The following is a 19,889-nucleotide window of genomic DNA, read 5'->3' on the forward strand; positions in this document are numbered from 1 at the left end:
TCCGCGGGCGCTTCTGCTTGGCGGGCACCTGACTGGCGGCTTAAGACTCAGTTTTCGTGAAGTTCCTCCGTGCGGCTGACCTTCCATTTGCCTTCGTGCTTTTCCAAACTCACCCGGATCCGCGCTTCGGGAACAGGCACTCCGCCGATCTCGGCAGCGACGACAGCCCGGACAGTCGCGGTCTCTGTAGTGCTGTCCTCAACTTCGCACTCTGTGACGTCCATCGTGACGTTCATGGGCTGAGCGGGTTTGTCTTCTGATTCCGCATCGGCTTTCGCAGCGTTTGATCCTGGCACTGTAAGGCCTGCGAGGTCGGCTGGCTTGCCGCCGGCGAACGCAGCTGCCCGCGCCTGTGTCAGGTCTTTGAAGCCCTCACAGGGCCCACTGCTGTCTGGAGCAGCATCCGAGGTGTCTTCCGGCTCGCCGCTTTGCTCTGCCGGCACGGAGGGCTCATCCTCCGCTTTAGGGCTGCGCGGCTCTTCGCCATGCTTCCCCTGGTCAACCGCCGCTGTCGGCTCGGTCTGGTCCGGCTGCGCACCACCGATGATGAGCGCAATGCCGGCAGCCACTGTCGCCAGCGCTGCAGCACCGATAACACCGGCACGCACACCTCTGCGGATCTTTCCACCCGGTGCAGCCGCGGTGGGTTCTTTTCTTTTCGGCCCGGATCGCTTCGCTGTCTTCTCCGGTTTCCGGGCTCCACGACGAGGTGCCTGTGATCCTCGATTCTTGCGCGCGCGTTCTGTGTCCCCTCGGAGGGCTGCTATCGCGGTGTCGCCAATCCCCTGTTCAGCTTTCTCCTCAGCGCCTGTCTTCGGGCCCGTCTGCTCCGGGACGTTATTCACAGCCGCTGTGACCGGGCGCAGTCCAGCGGTCGGTGGATCATTGACTGGAACTCCAGGTTCGCCCGGATAAAAGGGCAGCCGCTCTGCCCCTCGGTATCTGCACACTGCCTCAAGAAGATCTCCTCTGGGAAGATCACCTGTTTCGCCGTCCAGCAACAGCGCATCAATGAGATCGACAAGTTCCGTGGGCAGGTTGTTGTCGCGATTCTTCAAAGGCACAGCAGTTTCAGTGAAAGTCACGCCCTGCGCGGCAGCGTACAGAAGTTCGCCCAGCTCCCGAGCTTCTGATTCCTCCCCTGGAACCTCGATGCCCGGCAATGCGCAGACGGAACCGTCATCGGCAAGCGCCAGGCTTGCCCGCGAAATCGGGATCGAGCCATCGGTCCCGCCTGTGGCCTCAATCGTGCCGCGCAGAAGACACACGAGCTCTTCCGCTCCCAGAGGTGCCAGACCGAGAAGCGCGTCCTCGAGCATGCCGCCTCGACATCTGGGAATGAGCAGCCCCGCAACCGGCTCCATGTCAGGGCCCAGAACCGAAACCGGCCTCCCGGCACCAGCGGCCGTGTCTGCTGCACACACGAACCATTTGACCTCGTGGGCGTTGAACACGCGCCACAGTCCGGGACGGACCTCGGCATCGTAGATCCATTCGCACACCTGCATATCAGCCTCCTTAGGCAGAAATTCGACCACGTCGGCAGACGGACCGAAACCCCCAAACCGCAATCTGTGGATAACTGTTGCGGTGCTTTTGCCGCTTGGGCCCTCGTCGGCATATGGTCATGGAATGGCTTGGGACATCAAACATCTGGGTTTTGCACCCGAATTCGTTGACTACAGAGAAGCGCTGGAAGTCCAAAGGCGGACGCACGCTGATGTTGTCGACGGCAAGAAGAACTCCACTTTCCTCGTGCTGGAACACTCCCCCGTCTACACAGCGGGCAAACGCACTGAAGACCACGAACGCCCCCGCGACGGCACGGAAGTCATCGACATCGACCGAGGCGGAAAGATCACCTGGCACGGTCCGGGGCAGCTGGTCATCTACCCCATCTACCGCCTGAATGACCAAAAAGAGGTCCGCCTTTTCGTCGACCAGATCGAAAAAGCGGGAATCGAACTGCTCGCCGAGTACGGAATCACCGCGCAGCAGGTTGAGGGCCGATCCGGTGTGTGGATCACCGAGGGCCCGGGACCGGACAGGAAGATCCTCGCGATCGGCATCCGCATTCACAACGGCGTGTCGATGCACGGCCTGGCTTTGAACTGCTCGAACGAGCTCGCCGGCTTTGAAAACATCGTCCCCTGCGGCATTCCTGACGCCGCGACCACTAGCATTTCCATCGAAACCGGCACCCAAACAACTCCGGAACAGGCTGCCCAGCGCCTGCTGGAGCTGCTGGACAAGCACATCACCGCCTGATCCCCACGAAAGGCCAGGACATGACAATCGCCCCGGAAGGACGCAAGCTGCTGCGAGTGGAAGCTCGCAATTCGCAGACTCCCATTGAAGACAAGCCGAAGTGGATCAAAGCGAAAGCTAAGATCGGCCCCGAGTTCTCGGAACTGAAATCGCTTGTCCGCACGGCCGGCCTCAACACCGTGTGTGAGGAAGCGGGTTGCCCCAACATCTTTGAATGCTGGGAGGACCGCGAGGCCACGTTCCTCATCGGCGGTGAGCAGTGCACCCGCCGCTGCGACTTCTGCCAGATCGACACCGGCAAACCCGCTGACTTCGACGCTGATGAACCCCGTCGCGTCGCTGAGTCCGTGAAGACCATGGGTCTGCGCTATTCGACCATCACGGGTGTTGCTCGCGATGACCTTGATGACGGCGGCGCGTGGCTGTACGCGGAAACGGTCCGCCTCATCCACGAAATCGACCACGGTGACGGTCACGGCACTGGTGTCGAGCTGCTCATCCCCGACTTCAACTCTGACGATGACCAGCTGGCCGAGGTCTTTTCGTCACGTCCCGAAGTGCTGGCACACAACATTGAGACGGTGCCGCGCATCTTCAAGCGCATCCGCCCCGGTTTCCGCTACGAGCGCTCGCTGTCGGTCATCACGAAGGCCCGCGAGGCCGGCCTGGTCACAAAGTCCAACCTCATCTTGGGCATGGGCGAAACGAACGACGAAGTGGTCGAAGCGATGAAGGATCTCCACGAAGCCGGCTGCGACCTGCTGACGATCACGCAGTACCTGCGCCCCAGCGCCCTGCACCACCCCATCGACCGGTGGGTCAAACCGCAGGACTTCGTTGAGCTGCGCGACATCGGCGAAGAAATCGGCTTTGCCGGAGTCATGTCCGGTCCGCTGGTCCGTTCGTCCTACCGTGCCGGTCGTCTGTGGGCTCAGGCCATGCGCCGTCGCGGTCAGGAAATCCCCGCTCACCTGGCTCACCTTGACAACGAAGCTCCCGCCCGTCAGGAAGCTCAAGCGGTGGTGGATACTTTCGGCCCGGGCGACGAGGTAAAATTCTCCTGACCCATCATTGGTTGATCATTTTTCGCAAGCAAACAGAAAAGCAGAATGTCTCAGACTGAAGAACCACGCCGCCGCGGACTTTTCCGCCGGCGTCCCAAGGACCCTTCGAAGCCCGGTCGCATCGGCCAGATGCGTCAGGTCTTCAAACTTGCCCGCAAACACTTCCCCGCTGTTCCGTGGCTTATGCTCGCCGCGATCCTGGGCTTGGGCGGCATCGGCTTCCTCGTGGGCTTCTTCCTGCTGCCGCCGGTGTGGCTGTGGACCATCATCGGCCTGTTGGGCGGTCTGACGCTGGCGATCTTCATTCTCGGCCGCTACGCCGAGACCGCGGCTTTCGCCGAAATGAAGGACCAGCCCGGCGCTTACGGCGCGGTGCTCAACACGGTCCGCCGCAGCTGGCTTGCCGACGACCAGCCGGTCGCCGGTGACCCGCGCACCAAAGACCTGGTGTTCCGCGCCACCGGCCGAGGTGGAGTCGTGCTGGTTTCGGAAGGTCCGGCTGGCCGTGTGTCGAAGCTGCTGGCCAAGGAGCAGAAGCGCCACGAGCGCATTCTGCCTTCCGTTCCCGTGCACGTCATCCAGGGCGGTGAGGGCAAGAACCAGGTTCCCATGAACCGACTGGTCTCGACCGTGTACAAACTGCCGAAGAAGCTGACGAAGGCCGAAGTGCTTCAGGTGCGCAAGCGTTTGGCGGCTCTGGGCACTATGTCGACGAACCAGCCGATACCCAAGGGCATCGATCCCAACCGCGCACGTCCCAACCGCCGCGCACTGCGGGGACGCTGATCTCAAAAACAACAAGCGCCGACCACGTTGGTCGGCGCTTCTTGTGTGCTGAAGAAATCCACACCGGCTGCCGTCGGCTTCCCAGTGGTTGCACGTTCGGCTGAACGATCATCGCTCGGCAGGCAAGGCAGTTTGTGCGACATGCCCGAGCGAGTGGTCGGCTATGTCAGTCAGATCCGCACAACGGCGGTGTCGGCCGCGAGGTCGTGCAGGCCGCGGTTGTCGGGGTTGTACAGAAGACCGGGGATGATGAGCAGCTGCAGTGCGATTCGAACGAGCAGCCGCAGGGGGTTGGGGCGGCGTCCGTGGCGATTGATGATGCGCACTCCACAGATCCGCTGGCCGATGGTGTAGCCCAGCAGCGACTGCAGCAGCAGGGATTCGATGACGAAGATCAGGTGGGGCGCGAACATGAAATCAGGCGCCAGCCAGCGAGCAATCAGGGCGCACAGTGCCCAGTCGATGAAGAGGCTTCCGACCCTGCGGATCAAAGACGCTGTTGATCCCGGACCGGTTTCGGGAAGGCCTAGGCGCTGCCCCGCGTAGGTTCCCTCTTCGAGTTTCGGCCCCTGGAGCCACGAACCTAAACTGTCTCTGTCGAACACGGAAACGAGTGTAGCCGCTAAGATGAAAACACCGGCGGCCAGTACCGCACCGTCGCGACGACTCAATACAGGAGAAAAGTTGTTTTCCACCGCAAGCGAGCTCGTTTCGTATATTCGCGACAACGAGATCGATTTCGTCGACATCCGATTCTGCGATCTTCCCGGAGTAGTTCAGCACTTCAATCTTCCCGGCAAGGCCTACACGGAAGAAGTGATTGAAGAGGGCCTGCTCTTCGACGGTTCGTCCATCCGCGGCTTCCAGTCGATTCACGAATCCGACATGAAGCTCATCCCGGACGTGACGAGCGCTTACATCGATCCGTTCCGCAAGGCAAAAACCCTCGTGGTCATCCACTCGATTGTGGATCCGTTCACGAACGAACCGTACTCGCGTGACCCCCGCCAGGTAGCGGCAAAGGCCGAAGCGTACCTGAAGTCGACCGGCATCGCTGACACCGCCTTCATAGGCGCCGAAGCCGAGTTCTACCTCTTCGACTCAATCCGCTACGACAATTCAGCCCGCACCAGCTTCTACGAGATCGACTCCCTGGAAGCCGCGTGGAACACCGGTGCTGCTGAAGACGGCCACAACCTCGGCTACAAGACGCCCTACACCAGCGGCTACTTCCCCGTTCCCCCGCGCGATAAGTTCGCAGACATCCGCGACGAAATGTCGCTGACGCTGGAGCAGATCGGCTTCGAAATGGAGCGTGCTCACCACGAAACCGCGACGGCTGGCCAGCAGGAGATCAACTACAAGTTCGACACCCTGCAGAAGGCCGGCGACCAGCTGCTGGACTTCAAGTACGTCATCAAGAACGTTGCTGCGGCCAACAACAAGACCGCCACGTTCATGCCGCGCCCGCTTCTGGGCGATGCCGGTGCCGGTATGCACTGCCACCAGTCGCTGTGGAAGGACGGCAAGCCGCTGTTCTACGACGAAACCGGATACGCGGGCCTGTCGGACCTTGCGCGCTGGTACATCGGCGGCCTCATTGAACACGCCGGTTCTGTTCTTGCGTTCACCAACCCGACCATGAACTCCTACCGTCGTCTGGTTCGCGGTTTCGAGGCGCCGATCAACCTGGTCTACTCGGCTCGCAACCGTTCGGCTGCCATCCGCATTCCGATCACCGGTACGTCGCCGAAGGCCAAGCGCCTGGAGTTCCGCGCACCCGACCCATCGGGCAACCCGTACCTGTCCTTCTCCGCTCAGCTCATGGCCGGCCTCGACGGAATCAAGAACCGCATCGAACCGCCGGAGCCGATCGACAAGGACCTCTACGAGCTTCCGCCGGAAGAAACCGAGAACATCAAGATGGTTCCGAACTCGCTCGAAGGCGCCCTCGAAGCTCTCGCGGAAGACCACGAGTTCCTCATGGAAGGCGATGTCTTCACCCAGGACCTCATCGAAACCTGGATCAACTACAAGTACGAAAACGAAATCGACGTTGCACGTCTGCGTCCGACGCCGACGGACTTCGAACTGTACTTTGATCTCTGATCGTCGCCTGTGAAGTGAATGGCCCGGCATCTGCTGGGCCATTCGCGTTTTGTCAGTCGGAGCTGGTCCAGCTGAGCGTGTACCTTAGTCGGTGGGGTCGTCTCCGTAGAAGATGACTTCCATTGTCGAACGCGCCCAGCGGGTGACCCGCAGATAGTCATCGACCAGCAGCTGCGCGCTTCCCTGCGGATAGCCCATGAGCCTGGCCGCGGCTTCGAGTTCGCGGATATCGCTGGGCAGACTGTCGCTGGGCTTGCCCCTGTAGAGCGTGATGGCGTTGCGGACTTCGGTGGCCATGAGCCAGGCGGTGCGCAGCACCTCGTGATCGGACGCTGATACAAGCCCCTCATCACGTGCAGCGGCCAGGGCGGGCAGCGTCGAGGTTGTGCGCAGCCCGGGGTATTCGGCGGCGTGCTGCAGCTGCAGCAGCTGCACAGTCCACTCGACATCGCTCAGCCCGCCGGTTCCCAATTTCACGTGCTGACGGCGATCAGCACCGCGCGGGAGTCGTTCGTCTTCCATCCGCGCTTTGAGCCGACGCACCTGCATGATGGAGCGCACCGGAAGAATCTGCGGATAGCGCAGAGGGTTGATCATGTCGACGTAGTCGCTCATGAGGTCGTTGTCACCGGCTATCGGGCGGGCACGCAGGAGCGCTTGTGCTTCCCACGGTTCGCTCCACGCTTCGTAATAGCGCCGATAGGACTCAAGCGTTCGGACATAGGGTCCGCTGCGGCCTTCAGGACGCAGATCGGCATCGAGTTCAATGGCCGGGTCCTGCTGTGCGCTTTTCAGCGCCGAGGTCACTTCGAGAGCGACGCGACGGGCGTGTTTTGCCAAAGCTTCGCGGTCGTCATCGCCCATGGTGTGTGCGGGACGGTAGACAAAGCACACGTCGGCGTCAGAGAACACCCCGATCTCGCGGCCGCCCAGGCGTCCCATCGCGATGATCGCAAAATCGTAGTCATAGATTCTGTGCTCAGTGTCCAGGTCACGCCGCACTGACAGAAGTGCTGCGTCAATGGCTGTGCTCATCACGTCAGACAGGGCCTGTGGGACAGCGCTGCGGGGAATGACCTCGAGAATGTCGGCGAGGATGATCCTGAGCTTTTCGCGTCCGTAGACGGCGCGCACGCCTTCCACTCCCCTGCCTCGGCCGACCAGTTCAGACATTTCCTGGCGCAGCGAGTCCAGCGGGGTCGGATGCAGCATGTCCTGATCAGCAAGCCAGCGCACTGACCCGTGGTAGTGCATGATGTGCGATGCCGCGTACTGCGACAGTGACAGCACCCGGGCAAGCGCTTCTGCGCCCTGCCCGGAGTCACGCAGCAGCTTGAGGTACCACGTTGATGAGCTCAGCTTTTCCGACAACCTGCGGTAGGCAAGCAGACCGGCATCGGGATCAACACCCTCCGATAGCCAGCCGAGCATGGCCGGCAGCACTTGTCGATGCACGCGCGAAGCACGGCTGACGCCGGCTGAAAGGTCGTGGATATGCCGCATGGCTGAATGCGGGTCGACGAAGCCGAAGGCGCGCAGGCGGCTTTCCGCGGCTTTTGCCGGCAGCGAGGTCACTGCGCCGGTCCCGACGGCCGCGTCGAGGATCGGACGGTAGAAAACCTGTTCGTGAAGAGCGCGTACGCGCCGGGAATAGTCGTCGCGTTCGCGTTTGAGCCGCACTTCTGTCCGGTCGCCGGTCGGGTAGACCATGCGCGCCAGTTCGCGGAGTGCTTCTGGTTTGTCAGGCAGAACTGCAGCACGGCGCATGCGCGGAATCTGCAGGCGGTGTTCGACAACCCGCAGGAATGAGTAGGCCTCTTCCATCAGCGCGGCATCGTCCCCAGACAAATAGCCGCCCCGTTCAAGGCTGCGCAGGGCTTCGAGGGTGTTCGGTTCGCGGATGTCGTGGTCTTCCGTTCCGTGCACCAGCTGAAGCAGCTGGGCCGAGAATTCGACATCACGTAGCCCGCCCGGCCCCAGTTTCAGCTGCCGGTCGGCTTCATCGCGGTCGATGAGATCGACAACTCTGCGTCGCATAGCCCGTACTTCCGGGATGAAGTCGTCCCGGTGGGCGGCGGTCCACACCTGGGGCAGACACGCCTCGGACCACTGCTGTCCGAGTTCTTCGGATCCGGCGACGGGACGGGCTTTGAAAAGAGCCTGGAACTCCCAGTTTTCTGCGATGTCGCTGTAATAGCCTGCAAACTCGTCGACAGTGCGCACAAGCGCTCCCGCTTTGCCCTCCGGCCGAAGAGCTGCGTCGACTTCCCACAGGGCGGGTTCTGCTCCAGCAGCCGAAATGAGGTCGATGATCTGCAGGGCCGCTGCCGAGGCGCAGCTGCGGGCGCGTTCTGCCTGTTCGCCGTCCGCTGTGGTTTCCGGGCTGAAGGCGAAGACCACGTCAACATCGGATACGTAGTTGAGTTCGCGGGCACCGCATTTGCCCATGGCGATAACAGCAAGTTCAGCGCACCCGTCGGGTATTGAATCCCCCGCGGCGAGGTCGTGTGCCGCCATGAGGGCACCCTCAGCCATTTCCGTCAGGGTCCGGCTGACAGTGTCGAAGTCTGCGGTCGGTTCGTGACTGCCGAGGTCTGCGGCTGTCAGCTGGATGAGTTCGTCCCGGTACGCTCGGCGCAGGGCGATTCGGCCGTCTTCGATTGAGAGCAGCTGACCGTCGGCGTCGTACACCGAACGGGCAATGCGCTTACGCACCTTTCTCCTGCGCTTTGAACGCAAGAAGTCATCGTCTTCGGCCAGCAGCCGCAGCGACTCAGGCCACCGCACAATGTGGTCAATGCAGGCCTCAGAACTCCCGGCCAACCGAACAAGTCGGTCGAGCAGATGCTGAGAATCCTGCACGAGCCCACCGAGGTCGACCTCGGCTGCCGCTGCCGCCTCAGCGACGCGGACCAAACCGAGGGAAACGGAACCGGGGTCACCGGTGAACCGGGCGAATTCCCTAATCGCCGATTCGTGCCCTTCCAAACCGGTCAGTTCGCAGAACTGGCCAAGGAAGCGCTCAAAGCGGGAGTCGAATTTACCGCGCTGCGTGCGTGTCGGGTCCTTCCGCCTGCTCAGATCTAACCTGCGAATCATGTTTGGGTGTAGAGCCCATCGAGTTCATAGGCAGTCACCTGCGCGCGGTAGTCTCTCCATTCCCGCGCTTTGTCACGCAGGTAGAAGTCGAATACCTCTTCGCCCAGAGTGTCAGCGACGAGCTCGCTGTTCTCCATGCAGCGAAGAGCTTCCGACAGGCTCGCAGGCAGCGGTTCAATGCCCATGGCGCTGCGCTCGCGTCGACTGAGATCCCACACGTCGTCTTCGACTTCCGGAGGCAACTCCATGCCCTCCTCAATGCCTTTCAGTCCCGCGGCCAGCAGCACCGAGTAGGCCAGGTAGGGATTGGCGCAGGAGTCCATACCGCGGTACTCGATCCGAGCAGACGATTCCTTGCCGGACTTGTACTGCGGCACCCGTACAAGTGCAGTGCCCGTGCGACCCCAGCTGATGTAGGACGGGGCTTCGTGCCCGGTCCACAGGCGCTTGTAGGAGTTGACGTACTGGTTGGTGACCGCGGCGATCTCAGGGGCGTGGTACAGCAGGCCTGCCGCGAACTGCCGGCCGGTGGTCGACAGCTGGTATTCGGCGCCGGCCTCAAAGAACGCGTTGTCTTCACCTTCGAACAGCGACAGGTGCGTGTGCATCCCGTTGCCCGGGTGCTCGGCCAGGGGCTTGGGCATGAACGTGGCGTGCACGCCCTGGGAGATCGCGACTTCTTTCACAACCGCCTTAAAGGTCATGACGTTGTCGGCCATAGTCATCGCGTCGGCATAGCGCAGATCGATTTCGTTCTGCCCGGGGCCGGCTTCGTGATGCGAGAACTCGACGGAAATGCCCATGGATTCCAACATCTGCACTGCACTGCGGCGGAAGTCGTTCGCGGTGCCGCCGTTGACGTGATCGAAGTATCCGGCGTCGTCGACCGGCACAGGGGGTTTGCCGTCCAGTTCGGCCGAACGGAACAGGTAGAACTCCATTTCCGGGTGCACGATAAAGGTGAAGCCGCGCTCGCGCGCCTTCGCCAGGGTGCGCGCCAGAATATTGCGCGGATAAGAAGCGGCAGGTTCACCATCGGGAGTCAGCACATCGCAGAACATCCGACCGGTCGGCTCGACCTCACCTCGCCATGGCAGGAGCGAATACGTCGACGAGTCTGGGCGCAGAACCATGTCGTCTTCGATGACCCTCGAAAAGCCTTCGAGCGCCGAACCGTCGAAGCCGATGCCCTCGGTGAATGCTCCGTCAAGTTCGTCGGGAACAATCGCAACGGACTTCAAGCGGCCCATGATGTCGGGAAACCACAGACGCACAAACCGCACGTCACGGTCATCGACATCGCGCAGAACCGCTTCCTGCTGTTTGGTCAGTCCCATCAGCGCCAGTCCTCGTCGTCTTCTTCCCATTCGCGATTGCGCTCGCTGGCTGTTGCGAGTGCCGCCTGAGCTTCGGCTTCGCTGTCATAGGGGCCCAGCCGGTTCTCAAAGGAGCTCTTCCGTCCCTTTTCAACTTTGCCGGTCTTGGTGTTGAACCAGTATTTCTCTTCTTCGTACGACATAGCGCACCTCCCTGTGCTCAACTCTAGCTGTCTACAATGATGTCATCATGACGAATTCTGCTCCGCTTGGAACTCTCACAAAGGGAACCGTGGCGCCCATGCGCTCCGTTCCAGCCCACATCGAACGTCCCGAATACGTCGGCAAGGCCGAACCGAACGAAGGTCGCGGCAGCAATTTCTACACGCCTGAAGAAATCGAGCTGGTCCGCGAATCGGGCCGCATCGCTGCAAACGCCATGGCCGAGGGCGGCAAGCTCGTTGAGCCCGGCCGAACGACGGACGAAATCGACGTTGTCGTCCACGAATATCTGCTGGACCACGGCGCCTATCCGTCGACTCTTGACTACCGGGGCTTCACCAAGTCGGTGTGCACATCGATCAACGAGGTCGTCTGCCACGGCATCCCCGACTCCACTGTGATTCAGGACGGTGACATTGTGAACCTTGATGTCACCGCCTACAAGAACGGCATGCATGGCGACACGAACTTCACGTTCGTGGCCGGCAACGTCGACGAAGAGTCCCGCCTGTTGGTCGAACGGACCCACGAATCGCTCATGCGCGGCATCAAGGCCGTCAAGCCGGGCCGTTCGATCAACATCATCGGCCGGGTCATCGAAAAGTACGCGAAGCGCTTCGGCTACGGAGTTGTTCGCGACTACACGGGTCACGGGGTCGGGCGCGAATTCCACTCCGGTCTCATCATCCCCCACTATGACGCCGCTCCGAACTACGCGGACGAAATCCAGCCGGGCATGATCTTCACAATCGAGCCGATGCTCAATCTGGGCACCATCAACTGGGAACAGTGGGATGACGGTTGGACGATTGTGACTGCCGACCGTCGCCGCTCCGCTCAGTTCGAGCACACTCTCGTGGTGACAGAAGACGGCGCGGACATCCTTACGCTTCCCGATGTCGAACTCGTGGCCGGCCGTGACTGATCGCGGCGAGCTGCGCGGTTCGGCAGGAGCACACTCGTGTGCTTTGGGCATTGACATCGGCGGCTCGTCTATCAAGGCCGGGCTGGTCGACCTCGAACGCGGCCGGATCATGGGCGAGCGTGTCGTTGTGCCGACGCCGCATCCCGCCACTCCCGAAACTCTTACGAATGCAGTCCGAGGTGCGGCAGCCGAGGTGCTGGCACAGCAGCCGGGCGGCACCTCGTCACCAGAATCCGGGTACGAGGCGCCGCTGACTCTCCCTGTTCCCGCTGGGGTCGCATTCCCCGGGGTGGTCAAGAACGGCGTTGTCACCTTCGCGTTCAATCTTGACGATTCATGGCTTGGAGCGAATATTGAGCAGACCATTGGGGCAGCGCTTGGCCGTCCGTGTGTTTTTCTCAATGACGCTGATGCCGCCGGCATTGCCGAAATGACCTTCGGCGCTGGTCGCGACTGGCACGACAGGACTGTTCTCATGCTCACCCTGGGAACCGGCATCGGTTCGGCGCTGTTTACCCGCGGCAGGCTCGTGCCGTTCACCGAGCTCGGCCACGTTGAGATAGGCGGCGAAGACGCAGAGCTCAGCGCATCCGCAAGCGCAAAGGTGCGGTTGGGCATGGACTACCCTACGTGGGCTGCGAAGCTCAGCCGGTACTGCAGGGAAATGGAAAAGCTCATCAACCCCGACGCGTTCATCTTCGGCGGGGGCATTTCGCAGGATCATGCCGACTGGCTTCACCTGCTCGACCTTCAGACGCCCGCTGTCCCGGCGGCAATGTTCAATGACTCAGGGATCATCGGCGCGGCGGTCCACGGTGCTGACGTTGCCGAAAGCATCGGTCGCTGAACATTACAGCGCTGAGTCCCGGCGCCAGCTTGTGTAGGGACAGGCCACCGATAAGCCGGGTTCTGTTCCCAGGCGGAAGCCTGGGCGACGGTCATCTGTCTAGGACCTGCATTGCTGCAGGCCTCAAGCAATCCACCCGACGGCACGACGAGCAGCCGTATAGCCGTCTGCACGATCTTGCTCCCGGTGGGGTTTACCCAGCGGCCCGCGTCACCGCGGGCCCTGGTGGTCTCTTACACCACCTTTTCACCCTTACCAGCACGCTGGCGGTTTAGCTTTCTGCGGCACTTTCCCGCGGGTTTCCCCGGGTGGCTGTTAGCCACCACCGCGCTCTGCGGAGCCCGGACTTTCCTCGGCCGGGCACGAGGCCCGAACGCGACCGTCTGGTGGCCTGTCCTCGGCCAAGTGTATATGTGCGGGCTTTTAGAATGAGCATCATGTTCATTCTTCTGCCGCCGTCCGAAGGCAAAACACCGGCGCAAGACGGAGCGCCTGTCGACCTGTCGTCTCTGTCCTTACCGGAACTCAATGAAACGAGGCGTGAGGTGCTTGCCGAGCTGCAGAAAGTCAGCGCCGCGCCGGACGCCCTTGATCAGTTGGGTGTAGGTGAGCGCATTGCCGGCGAGGTGGCGCGCAACATTGATCTCGACACGGAACCGACGGCGCTGGCCCTGACGGTCTATACGGGTGTCCTGTTTGAGGCACTCGATGTTTCCGCTGTGCTGCAGGCCCCACGCGAACGGGTCGAGCGGGTGTTCATTGCCTCAGCGCTTTTCGGCATGGTCGGCGCACTTGATTGCATTCCCGCCTACCGGCTGTCGATGAAGACATCGCTGGGCGATATTGGGCCGCTTGCAAAGCGCTGGAAAGAAGCACTGCGGGAACCGTTGGCCGAGCACTTCGGAGATGCGCCGGTGCTCGACTGCCGGTCGGGTGACTACCGCAGGCCGTGGCCGGGCATTCCTGAAAACACCGTGGCTGTCAATGTCGTCAAAGAGGTCGCCGGCAAGCGCACAACCGTGTCCCACTGGGCTAAGCACACGCGCGGCCTGGTTGCGTCCCACCTGCTGCAGCGCAGTGAACCAATGCCGTCTTCACCGGAAGCCATTGCTGACGCTGTTGCCGAACAGTTCGAGGTCGAATACGTCCCGTCCCGCGGCAAACAGTCAGCAGTGCTGACGATCGTCTTGCCGGACGCCTGAGGTTCTGCCCGACGCCTGAAGCTGCGTGACGATAAGGATCCACGCTTTCAGGCCTGAACGATGAGCCCTTCGCAGTCCTCGCACTGAAACGCCCAGGTGCGTTCGGCGTTGCGCACCGCATCAGCCTGCACTCCGGACAAAGCTGCACCACAGGCTCCACAGGCTCCTGCCGCTAGAACTCCGATACCGGATGAGCGGATGATCGACGCTGCTTCAGCCGGAAGCTCGGCGAGTTTGGCCGTGGCCTGCTCTACCAGCTGCGCGTGCTCGCCGTCCAAGCGAGCCGCTTCTTCCTGCCTGCGCTGACCTTCGGCTTTTCCTTCCGCAGCGACCTCTTCGGCACGTGCGCGCAGCTTCTGCAGCTGGGATTCCGCAGATTCGGCGCCGTCAAGAGCCTGCAGTTCTCTGTCTTCCGCTTGGCCGACAGCAGTGCGCACAGACTCGATGTCGGCCTGCAGCGCCACAAGGTCGCGGCTTGTCAGACCGACTCCGGCGTTGAGCTTGGCTTCCATGCTTTCGGCTTTGGACCGCCCATCGGCAGCTTGCGCAGCGGCAGCGCGCGCTTCTTTCTGATGCCCCTCGATTTCGCCGCGCAGATTTTTGGCTTTCGCGGCAAGCGCTTTGTGTTCACCCGCCAGTTCCTGCAGGCGCGCCACGCGCTCTTCTTGTTTTGCCTCGGTGCGATTGCGACGAATCTGCGCGCTCAGTGATGCGTAGTCGAGCGCGGCCGCGTGCTGCTGTGTGCTCAGTTCCACTGCCACTCCTCGGAGTCGGGAAGAACGACTGCTGTCCACGGGTCAGAGCAGACACCAGACACAGTCACTTCAACACTGTGTCCCCCTGCCCGCAGGACTTCGTCGAGCTGTTCAGCCGCGTGCGGGATCCACGCCGATTCGGCCGAGTAGTGCGAAATGTCGATGAGGTGCTCAAGCGAGCCTCCCCGGGAACCCGTATCAAGGGCTTCCGATGCGGGGTGATGGCGAAGGTCCGAGGTGATGTACAGCTGGGCTCCCGCCTTGCGTGCCGCGCCGAACATGGAGTCTCCCGCTCCTCCGAGAACGGCAACACGGGTGACTTCCGCACCGGGGTCACCTCCGATGGCGATGCCCCGGACAGACAGGTCAACTCCCTGTGCCAGGCGGACGGCAATGTCCTCAACTGTCGTCGGTTCCACGGTGCCGATCCGGCCCAGGCCGACCCCCGCCTCGGCATCGGGGTTCTGCACAAGGGGTTCGACTTCCCGCAGCTGCAGGATCTCCGCGAGGACATCGGACACCCCGCCAAGAGCTGAATCGGCGTTCGTATGGGCATTGAACTGTGCGATGCCAGACCGGATCAGCGTATGTACGGCACCGCCCTTCAGCGTGTCGGCAGCGACTGATGTCACGCCGCGCAGCAGCAGCGGGTGGTGGGTGAAGAGGAAGTCCGCACCGAGCTCAACGGCTTCTGCGATGACTTCATCCGATGGGTCCAGCGCGCAGTGCACGTGCGTCACGGGAGCTTCTGGGTCTCCTACCGCCAAACCAACGGAGTCCCAGTCTTCCGCGAGGTTGTTCGGCCAGAGCTGTTCACAGACGTTCATTACATCGCGCACATTCGTCATGCCTTCAAACTAGCGCATTGAGCCGGCGAAAAAGACACCCCAAGAAAACTGAATGATCGTTTGAACTATGCCACGATTCATCTATGACACAACTCACAGAAGAGAATCGCTCCGTCATCGGAGACATCGTCAAGCGCAGCGCCGCGCGCTCCCCCAAGGACACCGCCATCGTCTTCCAGGACCGCACCTGGACGTACAGTCAGCTCGACCAGGCAGTGACAAACATCGCCCGCCTGTTCATCGCACAGGGCCTTGAAAAGGGCGACCGCGTTGCCGCCTACAGCAAGAACTCCGACATCTTCGCCATCGTCTTCTTGGCCTGTGCACGCGCCGGACTCATCCACGTGCCCGTCAACTACCAGCTGACGAAGGACGAACTCGACTACATCCTGTCGGACTCGGACCCCAAGCTGATCCTGGCCGAAGAAGCCCTCATGCCGTTCATCGAGGAAACCGAAGCCGGACAAAAGTGTGAGCGCATGCTCATGGAAAGCCTCGTGGAACCGGCACTGAAAGTCGACGGCCCGGCTCGCGATGGCGAGTTCTCCCCTGTCGACACCGACCGCGTGCAGCTGCTCTACACCTCGGGAACCACGTCGTCGCCCAAGGGTGCTGTCATGACGCACCGCAGCCTCATGCACCAGTACCTGTCGGTTCTGACATCCCTGGACATCACCAGCTCTGACCGTTTCGTCCACGCTCTGCCGCTGTACCACTCGGCTCAGATGCACGTGCTGCTGATTCCCGCCCTCATACGCGGCGCATACAGCATCATCGTGCCCACACCTGTTCCGCAGCAGCTGCTCGAGCTCATCGAAAAGGAGCGCATCACCGCGTTCTTCGCCGCCCCGACCGTGTGGGTTGCGCTGACCAACAACCCGGACTTCACCACGCGCGACCTTTCGTCGCTCAAGAAGGCCTACTACGGCGCATCCATCATGCCCGGCCCTATTATTGAGCGCCTGCAGAAGCAGCTGCCGGAGCTCGGCCTGTACAACTGCTTCGGCCAGTCCGAAATGGGTCCGCTGTGCACCGTTCTGCGTCCTGAAGAGCACGCCGACCGCCCGGCCTCAGCAGGCCGCCCAGCGCTGTTCGTTGAGACCCGAATTGTCGACCTCGACGGCAACGACGTCGAAGTCGGCCAGCGCGGCGAAATCCTCTACCGCTCACCCCAGCTGGCCGAAGGCTACTGGAACAAGCCGGAAAAGACCGCCGAGGCCTTCGTGGGCGGATGGTTCCACTCCGGTGACCTCGTTGTGGCTGACGAAGAGGGCTACATCACGGTTGTCGACCGCGTGAAGGACGTCATCAACACCGGTGGTGTTCTCGTGGCCAGCCGCGAAGTCGAAGACGCCGTTTTCTCGATGGACGGCGTGGAAGAAGTCTCCGTTGTCGGCATGCCGGATGAAAAGTGGATCGAGGCGATCACCGCCTACGTCGTCCTCACCGACGCCGGCCGCGAAAGCCTGACGGAAGAAGCCGTGATCGAGTACGTCAAGGGCAAGCTCGCAGGCTTCAAGGTTCCCAAGGCCGTGCACTTCGTGGACGCTCTGCCGAAGAACTCGGCGGGCAAGATCCTCAAGCGCTCACTGCGCGAAGGCGCGCACTCGTGACCTGAGGCTCAAACCCAAGCGGGGATGTCCTGAAAGGGCATCCCCGCTTCTGTTTGGGAGGGGTATTCGGTAATCGCCAATGCGTGCGTGCACAACGGTCAGCCGTGAGTACGGCCGAGAGCGACTATGCGTGGCGCACACGCTCAATAAATGCTTGAACACGTTCGCTGGCAGCCTTGTCGAGCAGGTCTTCCGGTGATCCCTTTTCCACGACGACGCCTTCATCGAAAAACGCGAGCGTATCGCCAACTTCACGGGCGAAGCCGAGTTCATGCGTAACGACGACCATCGTCATTCCCTCAAGCGCAAGTCGCTGCATGGTTGACAAAACCTCGTCAACAAGCTCCGGGTCCAAAGCACTCGTGGGTTCGTCGAACAGCATAAGCACGGGATCCATAGCGAGGCTGCGAGCGATCGCCACTCGCTGCTGTTGACCACCGGAAAGCTGGTGCGGCTTTTTGTGCCGGTGCTGTGCCAGTCCGACACGTTCGAGTTCTTCTACCGCCCGTTTTGCGGCTTTTGCTTTGGACAGGCCCTTGACGTGGCGCATGCTGAGCATGACGTTCTCTTCGGCGTCGAGGTGGCCGTAGAGATTGAAACGCTGGAACACCATGCCGATGTGCTGCCGGAACTGCGCGTAGCGCTTATCCGACCATCGAAGATAGTCTTCACCCCGCCGACTGAAGCCGACCTGTTCCCCCATCACCCGCAGGCTGCCCGAGTCCACAGACTCGAGTCCGTTGAGAGTGCGGAGGAACGTCGACTTTCCAGAACCCGACGGACCGATGATGCAGGCAACCTCGCCAGAGCGAACCTGGAAGTCAACACCCCGCAGGACCTCATGATCCCCAAAGGACTTCTGGACGCTGTCGGCTTGCACAATGAGTTCTTCAGCTGGCACGGCCGGCTCCTTCCGCTGCAGGCTTTTCAGCCCCTGGCTTTGACGCGCTGGCAGAGGGCTGACTGCTGATTTGCCCGACAAGCTTCTGAGCCCACGTGGCTCCTCGGGTGCTGCGCACGCGATCTTTGCCGAAGCGCTTCTCCAACAGGCTCTGCAGGAAGGTGGCAATGGCAGTCATGATCATGTACCAGATGCTGACAACAATGAGCAGTTCGATAATGAGGTTGTTCTGCTTGTAGATGATTGCCGCGTTCGTCATGAGGTCATGGCCAGCGACGATCATGACCAGCGATGTGGTCTTGAGCATCGAGATGAATTCGTTGGCTGTCGGAGGAATGATGATCCGCAGCGCCTGCGGCAGAACCACCAGGCGCATGGTCTGCCGGCGGGTCAGGCCACCGGCAAGAGCTGCTTCAGTCTGTCCGACGTCGACCGCTTGAATGCCGGCCCGCACTGTCTCAGCGAAATATGCGGCCATGTTAAGGCCGAGGCCGAGAATCGCAGCTTCTGTCGGTCCGATGAGCGCATTGGTCTCCCAGAAAACACCGATCATGGTAAAGGGAATCTTCACAATGAGGTACGGGAGCAGAAACGCAAGGTTGAACCAGAACACCAGCTGCACCAGAACCGGTGTGCCGCGGAAAATCCATAGATACACTTCGGAAATGGCCCGCAGCACAGGATTGTGGGACAGCTTCATAATGGCAAGCACAACGCCCAGAACTAGGCCGACGAGGGTGGCGATAACAGAAATCCACAGAGTGTTGCCGATTCCGCTCAGGATTGTCGAATAGAAGAAGTAATGGGCAACTTCTGACCAGAGGATTCTTTCGTTGAATACGAATAGCGACAGGACCCACGCAACGAAGAGAATCGCGAGGCCGCCCACGGCGATCCTGCCCCATGGAATGGGAGCAATGATTTTGCGCTGTGTGCCATCAGCGTCAACAAATGGTTCCGTGCGCATCAGTCGTCACCGCCGATCGTGTGCTCTCCCAGGTTGACCGTGACTTTGTCCACCGCCATGAGTTCAACGTCCCATGCTTTCAGAATCTCTCCGTAGGTCCCGTCTTCGACCAGAGCGCTAAGGGCACCGTAGACGGGATCTACAAGGTCGGTGCGCGAATTGTCGATTCCGATGCCCCACACGGCCTCATCGCCTTCGATGGGCACAACAGCCATTTTGTTCTTTTCATCGGCGGCCCGGTAAGCGGCGACGGGAAAGTCGGTTACCGTGGCGGTGGCCCGCCGACTTTGGACTGCGAGGTTGGCGTTGTTGTCGTCTTCGAAGCTGAGAATCTTGTAGGGCGGTTTTCCGCTGTCCTCACAGTTCTTAGAAAACTCCTTCGCCCTCTCGAACGACGACCCGTTGGCTACCAGAGCAATCGTTTTGCCGCAGAGGTCATCAGGCTTCTCAATCCCCTCGGGGTTGCCCTCATAGACAAGGAAGGCGTTCCCTGCTTGCACGTAGTCGACGAATGTCGTGGTCTTGCGCCGTTCCTCGTTGTCGGTTGTCGAACTGATCATCACGTCGTAGCGCTTTGAAATCAGACCGGGAATCAGCGATGCGAACTCTTGGTTTTCGATCGACATGGAAACGCCGAGCTTCTTTGATATTGCATGTGCCATCGCCGGGTCGACGCCGATGATTTCAGAATTGTCGCTAGTCCACAGTTCCATGGGCGGGTAGCCGACTGATGTTGCCCATTTCAGCCCGCGTTCACGAACACCGTCTGGAAGCATGGCCTTCAGTTCGGCGTCTTCTTCAATGCCGTCCAAGACGTCTTTGGCCTTTTCCTCTGCTGGCACGGGCGTATCCGTCACTTTGCCCTGTGCTTCTTCAAGTTCAGTCAGGGGACGAGCTCCGCACGCACTGAGTGTCATGACAGCGGCGGCAGCGAGTACTGCGGTCCACTTCATTGTGGTTGCCTTCC

18 protein-coding genes and 1 other RNA gene are annotated in these 19,889 nt (G+C 61.2%); 8 read left to right on the forward strand and 11 right to left on the reverse strand.

Annotated features, from left to right (window positions below; translation table 11 throughout):
* Nucleotides 1-47: 47 nt before the first annotated feature.
* Nucleotides 48-1,508 carry a hypothetical protein gene (locus HMPREF3092_RS01840; RefSeq protein WP_070423652.1) on the reverse strand — a complete coding sequence of 487 codons (1,461 nt, stop codon included), beginning with the start codon at nucleotides 1,506-1,508 and terminating at the stop codon, nucleotides 48-50.
* A gap of 124 nt (nucleotides 1,509-1,632) precedes the next feature.
* Here HMPREF3092_RS01840 and lipB point away from each other — a divergent pair, with 124 nt between their 5' ends.
* From lipB to HMPREF3092_RS01855, 3 genes are read left to right on the forward strand one after another with little or no spacing between them, the layout of a single operon-like run.
* Nucleotides 1,633-2,268, forward strand: a complete 636-nt coding sequence (lipB, locus tag HMPREF3092_RS01845) for a lipoyl(octanoyl) transferase LipB (protein ID WP_070423653.1) — start codon at nucleotides 1,633-1,635, stop codon at nucleotides 2,266-2,268.
* 20 nt (nucleotides 2,269-2,288) lie between these two features.
* Nucleotides 2,289-3,332, forward strand: a complete 1,044-nt coding sequence (gene lipA / locus HMPREF3092_RS01850) for a lipoyl synthase (RefSeq protein WP_019174948.1) — start codon at nucleotides 2,289-2,291, stop codon at nucleotides 3,330-3,332.
* Nucleotides 3,333-3,377: 45 nt separating this feature from the next.
* Nucleotides 3,378-4,118: a DUF4191 domain-containing protein gene (locus HMPREF3092_RS01855; RefSeq protein ID WP_062021525.1), complete on the forward strand. Its 741-nt coding sequence runs from the start codon at nucleotides 3,378-3,380 to the stop codon at nucleotides 4,116-4,118.
* Nucleotides 4,119-4,288: 170 nt separating this feature from the next.
* Here the strand turns inward: HMPREF3092_RS01855 and HMPREF3092_RS01860 are convergent, their stop codons facing one another.
* Nucleotides 4,289-4,723, reverse strand: coding sequence for an RDD family protein (locus HMPREF3092_RS01860; RefSeq protein ID WP_070423755.1), 435 nt, complete (start codon nucleotides 4,721-4,723; stop codon nucleotides 4,289-4,291).
* A 79-nt stretch (nucleotides 4,724-4,802) separates the two neighbouring features.
* Here HMPREF3092_RS01860 and glnA point away from each other — a divergent pair, with 79 nt between their 5' ends.
* Nucleotides 4,803-6,227, forward strand: a complete 1,425-nt coding sequence (gene glnA / locus HMPREF3092_RS01865) for a type I glutamate--ammonia ligase (RefSeq protein WP_070423654.1) — start codon at nucleotides 4,803-4,805, stop codon at nucleotides 6,225-6,227.
* Nucleotides 6,228-6,311: 84 nt separating this feature from the next.
* On the opposite strand, the gene HMPREF3092_RS01870 is transcribed toward glnA, so the two are convergent.
* Genes HMPREF3092_RS01870 through HMPREF3092_RS01880 form a run of 3 tightly spaced genes read right to left on the reverse strand, consistent with a single transcriptional unit; the run spans nucleotide 6,312 to nucleotide 10,845 of the window.
* The gene (locus HMPREF3092_RS01870; RefSeq protein ID WP_070423655.1) at nucleotides 6,312-9,326 is read right to left on the reverse strand and encodes a bifunctional [glutamine synthetase] adenylyltransferase/[glutamine synthetase]-adenylyl-L-tyrosine phosphorylase; all 3,015 of its coding nucleotides are present in this window, start codon (nucleotides 9,324-9,326) and stop codon (nucleotides 6,312-6,314) included.
* Entirely contained in the window at nucleotides 9,323-10,657 is a 1,335-nt protein-coding gene (locus HMPREF3092_RS01875) for a glutamine synthetase family protein (protein ID WP_070423756.1), read from the reverse strand. Before HMPREF3092_RS01875 ends, HMPREF3092_RS01870 begins: the two co-directional genes overlap by 4 nt.
* 5 nt (nucleotides 10,658-10,662) lie before the next feature.
* Nucleotides 10,663-10,845, reverse strand: coding sequence for a hypothetical protein (locus HMPREF3092_RS01880; RefSeq protein ID WP_062021537.1), 183 nt, complete (start codon nucleotides 10,843-10,845; stop codon nucleotides 10,663-10,665).
* Between the two features lie 47 nt (nucleotides 10,846-10,892).
* Between HMPREF3092_RS01880 and map the strand changes: the two genes are divergently transcribed.
* Both map and ppgK read left to right on the forward strand, forming a co-directional pair.
* Nucleotides 10,893-11,789 (forward strand): type I methionyl aminopeptidase, encoded by an 897-nt coding sequence (map, locus tag HMPREF3092_RS01885; RefSeq protein ID WP_019174941.1) that lies wholly within the window; start codon nucleotides 10,893-10,895, stop codon nucleotides 11,787-11,789.
* Nucleotides 11,782-12,636: a polyphosphate--glucose phosphotransferase gene (gene ppgK, locus HMPREF3092_RS01890; protein ID WP_256174356.1), complete on the forward strand. Its 855-nt coding sequence runs from the start codon at nucleotides 11,782-11,784 to the stop codon at nucleotides 12,634-12,636. The genes map and ppgK overlap by 8 nt, the downstream gene beginning before the upstream one ends.
* Before the next feature lie 35 nt (nucleotides 12,637-12,671).
* Here the strand turns inward: ppgK and rnpB are convergent.
* Nucleotides 12,672-13,031, reverse strand: an RNA gene (rnpB, locus tag HMPREF3092_RS01895) — RNase P RNA component class A.
* 42 nt (nucleotides 13,032-13,073) lie between these two features.
* Between rnpB and HMPREF3092_RS01900 the strand changes: the two genes are divergently transcribed.
* Entirely contained in the window at nucleotides 13,074-13,838 is a 765-nt protein-coding gene (locus tag HMPREF3092_RS01900; protein ID WP_070423656.1) for a YaaA family protein, read from the forward strand.
* A 47-nt stretch (nucleotides 13,839-13,885) separates the two neighbouring features.
* Here HMPREF3092_RS01900 and HMPREF3092_RS01905 read toward each other — a convergent pair whose 3' ends face one another.
* Together HMPREF3092_RS01905 and HMPREF3092_RS01910 are read right to left on the reverse strand one after the other, a co-directional pair.
* Nucleotides 13,886-14,593, reverse strand: a complete 708-nt coding sequence (locus HMPREF3092_RS01905) for a CT398-like coiled coil hairpin domain-containing protein (RefSeq protein WP_070423657.1) — start codon at nucleotides 14,591-14,593, stop codon at nucleotides 13,886-13,888.
* Nucleotides 14,584-15,441 (reverse strand): Nif3-like dinuclear metal center hexameric protein, encoded by an 858-nt coding sequence (locus HMPREF3092_RS01910; RefSeq protein WP_070423658.1) that lies wholly within the window; start codon nucleotides 15,439-15,441, stop codon nucleotides 14,584-14,586. The genes HMPREF3092_RS01905 and HMPREF3092_RS01910 overlap by 10 nt, the downstream gene beginning before the upstream one ends.
* Before the next feature lie 83 nt (nucleotides 15,442-15,524).
* Here HMPREF3092_RS01910 and HMPREF3092_RS01915 point away from each other — a divergent pair, with 83 nt between their 5' ends.
* A complete protein-coding gene (locus HMPREF3092_RS01915; RefSeq protein WP_070423659.1) occupies nucleotides 15,525-17,054 on the forward strand; it encodes a fatty acyl-CoA synthetase in 1,530 nt (509 codons plus the stop codon).
* A gap of 124 nt (nucleotides 17,055-17,178) precedes the next feature.
* Here HMPREF3092_RS01915 and HMPREF3092_RS01920 read toward each other — a convergent pair whose 3' ends face one another.
* The 3 genes from HMPREF3092_RS01920 to HMPREF3092_RS01930 are packed head-to-tail and all read right to left on the reverse strand — an operon-like array spanning nucleotide 17,179 to nucleotide 19,875.
* Nucleotides 17,179-17,955, reverse strand: a complete 777-nt coding sequence (locus HMPREF3092_RS01920; protein ID WP_239232577.1) for an amino acid ABC transporter ATP-binding protein — start codon at nucleotides 17,953-17,955, stop codon at nucleotides 17,179-17,181.
* Nucleotides 17,945-18,922 carry an amino acid ABC transporter permease gene (locus tag HMPREF3092_RS01925; protein ID WP_070423660.1) on the reverse strand — a complete coding sequence of 326 codons (978 nt, stop codon included), beginning with the start codon at nucleotides 18,920-18,922 and terminating at the stop codon, nucleotides 17,945-17,947. Before HMPREF3092_RS01925 ends, HMPREF3092_RS01920 begins: the two co-directional genes overlap by 11 nt.
* A complete protein-coding gene (locus HMPREF3092_RS01930; RefSeq protein ID WP_070423661.1) occupies nucleotides 18,922-19,875 on the reverse strand; it encodes an ABC transporter substrate-binding protein in 954 nt (317 codons plus the stop codon). Before HMPREF3092_RS01930 ends, HMPREF3092_RS01925 begins: the two co-directional genes overlap by 1 nt.
* Between the last annotated feature and the right edge of the window lie 14 nt (nucleotides 19,876-19,889).

Source organism: Brevibacterium sp. HMSC24B04, assembly GCF_001806835.1.
GTDB lineage: Bacteria > Actinomycetota > Actinomycetes > Actinomycetales > Brevibacteriaceae > Brevibacterium > Brevibacterium ravenspurgense.

What these genes read in the sequence shown, in the direction of transcription:
- HMPREF3092_RS01840 (WP_070423652.1), bottom strand. Translation starts at nt 1,508, where the DNA reads ATGCAGGTGTGCGAATGGATCTACGATGCCGAGGTCCGTCCCGGACTG.
- lipB (WP_070423653.1), top strand. Translation starts at nt 1,633, where the DNA reads ATGGCTTGGGACATCAAACATCTGGGTTTTGCACCCGAATTCGTTGAC.
- lipA (WP_019174948.1), top strand. Translation starts at nt 2,289, where the DNA reads ATGACAATCGCCCCGGAAGGACGCAAGCTGCTGCGAGTGGAAGCTCGC.
- HMPREF3092_RS01855 (WP_062021525.1), top strand. Translation starts at nt 3,378, where the DNA reads ATGTCTCAGACTGAAGAACCACGCCGCCGCGGACTTTTCCGCCGGCGT.
- HMPREF3092_RS01870 (WP_070423655.1), bottom strand. Translation starts at nt 9,326, where the DNA reads ATGATTCGCAGGTTAGATCTGAGCAGGCGGAAGGACCCGACACGCACG.
- HMPREF3092_RS01880 (WP_062021537.1), bottom strand. Translation starts at nt 10,845, where the DNA reads ATGTCGTACGAAGAAGAGAAATACTGGTTCAACACCAAGACCGGCAAA.
- map (WP_019174941.1), top strand. Translation starts at nt 10,893, where the DNA reads ATGACGAATTCTGCTCCGCTTGGAACTCTCACAAAGGGAACCGTGGCG.
- HMPREF3092_RS01900 (WP_070423656.1), top strand. Translation starts at nt 13,074, where the DNA reads ATGTTCATTCTTCTGCCGCCGTCCGAAGGCAAAACACCGGCGCAAGAC.
- HMPREF3092_RS01910 (WP_070423658.1), bottom strand. Translation starts at nt 15,441, where the DNA reads ATGACGAATGTGCGCGATGTAATGAACGTCTGTGAACAGCTCTGGCCG.
- HMPREF3092_RS01915 (WP_070423659.1), top strand. Translation starts at nt 15,525, where the DNA reads ATGACACAACTCACAGAAGAGAATCGCTCCGTCATCGGAGACATCGTC.
- HMPREF3092_RS01925 (WP_070423660.1), bottom strand. Translation starts at nt 18,922, where the DNA reads ATGCGCACGGAACCATTTGTTGACGCTGATGGCACACAGCGCAAAATC.
- HMPREF3092_RS01930 (WP_070423661.1), bottom strand. Translation starts at nt 19,875, where the DNA reads ATGAAGTGGACCGCAGTACTCGCTGCCGCCGCTGTCATGACACTCAGT.